This window comes from Lonsdalea quercina subsp. quercina (assembly GCF_000688655.1).
GTDB classification, from domain to species: Bacteria; Pseudomonadota; Gammaproteobacteria; order Enterobacterales; family Enterobacteriaceae; genus Lonsdalea; species Lonsdalea quercina.
Map to the genome: position 1 here is coordinate 1 of NZ_JIBO01000028.1, position 1,569 is coordinate 1,569.

The window sequence follows — 1,569 nt, forward strand, 5'->3', positions numbered from 1 at the left end:
CCTGGCAGTTCNCTACTCTCACATGGGGAGACCCCACACTACCATCGGCGCTACGGCGTTTCACTGCTGAGTTCGGCATGGGGTCAGGTGGGACCACCGCGCTATCGCCGCCAGGCAAATTCTTTTAAATCGCCGAACATCTTCTTTATCTAAGAGGTGGTGCTGATACCCAGAGTCGAACTGGGGACCTCACCCTTACCAAGGGTGCGCTCTACCAACTGAGCCATATCAGCGCACCAAAATTTTAATGCCTGGCAGTTCCCTACTCTCACATGGGGAGACCCCACACTACCATCGGCGCTACGGCGTTTCACTGCTGAGTTCGGCATGGGGTCAGGTGGGACCACCGCGCTATCGCCGCCAGGCAAATTCTGTTTCATTCCAGCCGTTACACTCTCTTCCCGTGCAACCACCAGAACCAATCTTTGAACAAGCTGAATCTCGTCTCTCTAAAAACNCCTTCGGTGTTGTAAGGTTAAGCCTCTCGGGTCATTAGTACTGGTTAGCTCAACGTATCGCTACGCTTACACATCCAGCCTATCTACGTCGTCGTCTTCAACGGCCCTTCAGGGGACTTAAAGTCCCAGGGAAGACTCATCTTGGGGCAAGTTTCCCGCTTAGATGCTTTCAGCGGTTATCTCTTCCGCACTTAGCTACCGGGCAATGCCATTGGCATGACAACCCGAACACCAGTGGTGCGTTCACTCCGGTCCTCTCGTACTAGGAGCAACCCCCCTCAATCTTCCAACGCCCACGGCAGATAGGGACCGAACTGTCTCACGACGTTCTAAACCCAGCTCGCGTACCACTTTAAACGGCGAACAGCCGTACCCTTGGGACCTACTTCAGCCCCAGGATGTGATGAGCCGACATCGAGGTGCCAAACACCGCCGNCGATATGAACTCTTGNGCGGTATCAGCCTGTTATCCCCGGAGTACCTTTTATCCGTTGAGCGATGGCCCTTCCATTCAGAACCACCGGATCACTAAGACCTGCTTTCGCACCTGCTCGAGCCGTCACTCTCGCAGTCAAGCTAGCTTATGCCTTTGCACTAACCTCCTGATGTCCGACCAGGATTAGCTAACCTTCGTGCTCCTCCGTTACTCTTTGGGAGGAGACCGCCCCAGTCAAACTACCCACCAGACACTGTCCGCAACCCCGGTCAGGGGCCCACGTTAGAACATCAAACATTAAAGGGTGGTATTTCAAGGTTGGCTCCATGCAGACTGGCGTCCACACTTCAAAGCCTCCCACCTATCCTACACATCAAGGCTCAAGGTTCAGTGTCAAGCTATAGTAAAGGTTCACGGGGTCTTTCCGTCTTGCCGCGGGTACACTGCATCTTCACAGCGAGTTCAATTTCACTGAGTCTCGGGTGGAGACAGCCTGGCCATCATTACGCCATTCGTGCAGGTCGGAACTTACCCGACAAGGAATTTCGCTACCTTAGGACCGTTATAGTTACGGCCGCCGTTTACCGGGGCTTCGATCAAGAGCTTCGCCTTGCGGCTGACCCCATCAATTAACCTTCCGGCACCGGGCAGGCGTCACACCGTATACGTCCACTT

General features: G+C 54.4%; 1 tRNA gene and 3 rRNA genes. All 4 read right to left on the reverse strand.

Going from position 1 to position 1,569, the window contains the following annotated elements:
• Window positions 1-115, reverse strand: a 5S ribosomal RNA gene (rrf, locus tag RZ35_RS16795); the annotation flags it as partial.
• Between the two features lie 42 nt (window positions 116-157).
• Window positions 158-233: transfer RNA gene (locus RZ35_RS16800), tRNA-Thr, on the reverse strand.
• Window positions 234-249: 16 nt separating this feature from the next.
• A 5S ribosomal RNA gene (gene rrf / locus RZ35_RS16805) occupies window positions 250-365 on the reverse strand.
• A 106-nt stretch (window positions 366-471) separates the two neighbouring features.
• Window positions 472-1,569, reverse strand: a 23S ribosomal RNA gene (locus RZ35_RS16810); the annotation flags it as partial.